3 protein-coding genes are annotated in these 3,355 nt (G+C 64.8%); 1 reads left to right on the top strand and 2 read right to left on the bottom strand.

Features of this window, described 5'->3' with window-relative positions; translation table 11 throughout:
• Positions 1–688, bottom strand: a 688-nt coding sequence (locus JOZ76_RS07210; RefSeq protein ID WP_291697936.1) for a 4-hydroxyphenylacetate 3-hydroxylase N-terminal domain-containing protein, incomplete at its 3' end; no start/stop codon positions are given.
• A 103-nt stretch (positions 689–791) separates the two neighbouring features.
• The gene (locus JOZ76_RS07215; RefSeq protein ID WP_291697937.1) at positions 792–1,598 is read right to left on the bottom strand and encodes an IclR family transcriptional regulator domain-containing protein; all 807 of its coding nucleotides are present in this window, start codon (positions 1,596–1,598) and stop codon (positions 792–794) included.
• 105 nt (positions 1,599–1,703) lie between these two features.
• Here JOZ76_RS07215 and JOZ76_RS07220 point away from each other — a divergent pair, with 105 nt between their 5' ends.
• Positions 1,704–3,026, top strand: a complete 1,323-nt coding sequence (locus JOZ76_RS07220) for an ABC transporter substrate-binding protein (RefSeq protein WP_291697938.1) — start codon at positions 1,704–1,706, stop codon at positions 3,024–3,026.
• The last annotated feature ends 329 nt before the right edge of the window (positions 3,027–3,355 follow it).

Raw genomic sequence — 3,355 nt, forward strand, 5'->3', positions numbered from 1 at the left:
TGTCCTGCAGCGGGATCAGCCCGTGATGCGCGACAAAGGTGTAGTTGGTGAGCACCGATCCGGTCGCCACCACCTTGGCGCCTGATACGATCAGGCCGGCATCGGTCTCCTTTTCGACATGGCAACACACGTCGGCAACCTCGTTCGGCGGCCGGTCGCGATCGACGGGCGGATGGATGATGGCGTGGTTGATGAACGGCACGCGCTCCTGGCTGAATTTGTACCAGCGTTTTGCGTTCTCCTGGTACGGCTCGTAGAAATCCGCATTGGCGCCGAGCGTTGCCAGGAACGCCGCTTTGTAGTCCGGCGCGCGGCCCATCCAGCCATAGGTGATCTTGGCCCATTCCGCGATCGCCTCGCGCCCGGCGACCAAGTCGTCCATCGTCTTGGGCGCCTTGAAGAAGGCGTGTGTCATGCCGCCATTGCCGGTCTCGGTCGGCAACAAGAGTCTGTGCTTGCGCTTGTCGTCATGCAGCGCGTCGTAGAGGCGGGCGACCATGCGCGCGGTGTTGCGGAACGCCGGATGCGTGGTGACGTCTTTGACGCGCTCGCCATAGATGTAAACGGTGCGGTCGTCGCGCAGCGAGTCCAGGTATTCCGCGCCCGTCTGCGGTCGTTCGACTCTGACATCGCCGGTGTCCTCAGGCGGAATCGTCTTGCCGGCCGTCTCCTTCGCCTTAATCGCCATCGCGTCTGCTCCCTGCGTTGTTCGTTTATCGAACTGCTGTCCGTATTCCGAACTTGGCGCGACGATACGGCCGCTGCCGCCGTCTGGCAAGAGAGCGGGGTTCTCAGAGGGTCATCGAGGAGACCTGGTCGGTGATCCGGTTCAGCTCCGGCAAGAACCGTTCGCGCATTTCATTGCGGGTGGTGCGGGTCGAGTGGGTCGACAAATTGATCGCGCCGACCGCCTGGCCCGTGCGGTCGAGCACCGGCACCGCCAGCGCGCGCAGACCGAGCTCGAGTTCCTCGTCGACGATGGAAAAACCCTGTTCGCGGTCGGCGCGGATGCGATCGAACAGCGCCTGCAGGTCGGTGATGCTTTGCGGCGTGTAGGCCTCGATGCGATTCGCTTTCAGTCGCCGCCAGATCTCGGCCTCGTCGAGATAGCCGAACAGCACCCGCCCGAGCGCCGTGTGCAGGGCAGGCAGGCGGCTGCCGACCGACAGCGCCGCCGACATGATCCGCCGCGCCGGCACCCGCGCGACATAGACGATGTCATGGCCCTGCAGGATCGCCGCCGAACAGGATTCGCCTAATCTTTCGCTGAGCTCCCGCATCAATGGCAGCGCGCGGTCGATCCAGCTCTGCGTCGACAGATACGCAAAGCCGAATTCCAGGATCCGTGGCGACAGCGAGAACTGGCGTCCCTGCTGCTCGACATAGCCGAGCATCGACAGCGTGCGCAGCACGCGCCGCGCGGCGGCCCGCGACAGCTCGGCGACCGCGGCGGCCTCGGACAGGGTCATCGCCGGCCGCTGCCGGCCGAACGCGCCGAGCACGGCGAGACCTTTTGCGAGCGTCGCCATGAACTCCTTGTCGTCGCCATCGCCGTGGCCTTGCACCGATGGCTTCGCGTGGCGGCCTGTTGACTCCATTTCGCCTCTGGTGAACACTGGTCGACTAACGAACGCATGTTCGAATATCGAACGCTGGCGCGCGTGTCAACGCCGAACCGGCGCATGGCAGGGGAGGACACGCAGATGACGAGAGGAAACTCGACCCACCGCAATTCGATCGACCGCCGCTCGCTGTTGAAATTATCCGCTGCGACCGGCGCCGTTCTCGCGACCCGCCTCAGTGCGCCGGCGATTGCGCAAAGCCGCGCGATCAAGCTCGGCTATGTCAGCCCGGTCACCGGGCCGCTGGCAGCTTTCGCCGAAGCCGACAATTTCATCATCGCCAATTTCAAGGAGGCGACCAAGGGCGGCATCAAGCTCGGCAATGCGACCGTGCCGGTCGAGATCGTGGTCAAGGACAGCCAGTCCAATCCGAACCGCGCTGCCGAGGTCGCGAAGGATCTCATCGTGCAGGACAAGATCGATCTGATGCTGGTCGCCTCCACGCCGGAGACCACGAACCCGGTCTCGACCCAGTGCGAGATTGAGGAAGTGCCGTGCATCTCGAGCGTGGCGCCGTGGCAGCCCTGGTTCATCGGCCGGCAGACCAATCCGGCCGGCGGCCCGCCGGCGTGGAAGGGTTTTGATTACACCTATCATTTCTTCTGGGGGCTCGAGGACGTCATCGCCGTCTTTACCAACATGTGGGGCCAGGTCGCGACCAACAAATCGGTCGGCGGGCTCTTTCCCAACGATGGCGACGGCAATGCCTGGGGCGACAAGGTCGTGGGCTTCCCGCCGGTGCTGGAGAAGGGCGGCTACAAGCTCACCGACCCCGGCCGCTACCAGAATCTCACGGACAATTTTTCCGCGCAGATCGCGGCCTTCAAGGGTGCGAATTGCGAGATCGTGACCGGCGTCGTGCTGCCGCCGGATTTCACGACCTTCTGGAAGCAGTCATTGCAGCAGGGTTTTAGGCCGAAGGTCGCCTCGATCGGCAAGGCGATCCTCTTCCCGGTTGCGGTGGAGGCACTCGGCAAGGACGGTCATAACCTGTCCTCCGAAGTCTGGTGGTCGCCGAATCATCCGTTCAAGTCCTCGCTGACGGGCGTCAGCGCGAAGGATCTCGCCGCGGCTTACCAGGGCGCCACCAAGAAGCAGTGGACGCAGCCGATCGGCTTCGTCCATGCGCTCTTTGAAGTTGCGGTCGATGTGCTCAAGCGCGCGCCGCAGCGCGACGGCAAGGCGATTGCGGCCACGATCGCCGCGACCAACCTCGACACCGTGGTCGGCAAGGTGCAATGGGGCGGCGCCAACCTGCCGCCGTTCGCCGCCAAGAACGTCGCCAAGACGCCGCTGGTCGGCGGCCAGTGGCGCTACAAGGACGGCAAATACGACATCGTCATCACCGACAACCGCACCGCGCCGGCGATCCCCGTCGCGGGCCAGATGGAGGCGATCGCCTGAGCGCGCGGCATGCGGCATAATGAGTCTTGCTCGATGAGTCTTGCTCGAAATGTTCTATCCGCGAGCCCGGTCTACCCCCCTCCCCCTTGCGGGGAGGGGTCGGGGGTGGGGGTCCCCGCACGCAGCTCGTCGTTTGGTACCCCCCTCCCCAACCCTCCCCCGACGCAAGTCCGGCCTGCCCGACTTGCGCAAATAAGATGCGCAACCGGGGTAAACCCCGGTTGCGGGGCAGGGCAATCGCATATGGGGTTTGAACGCTGGCGGTGCGCTCCCTCCCCCGCTTGCGGGGGAGGGCTGGGGTGGGGGCGTCGTGCGAAAAAGGCTGCAGC

The sequence above is a fragment of the Bradyrhizobium sp. genome (assembly GCF_019244115.1).
In the GTDB taxonomy this organism is placed as follows: Bacteria; Pseudomonadota; Alphaproteobacteria; order Rhizobiales; family Xanthobacteraceae; genus Bradyrhizobium.

What these genes read in the sequence shown, in the direction of transcription:
- JOZ76_RS07215 (WP_291697937.1), bottom strand. Translation starts at nt 1,598, where the DNA reads ATGGAGTCAACAGGCCGCCACGCGAAGCCATCGGTGCAAGGCCACGGC.
- JOZ76_RS07220 (WP_291697938.1), top strand. Translation starts at nt 1,704, where the DNA reads ATGACGAGAGGAAACTCGACCCACCGCAATTCGATCGACCGCCGCTCG.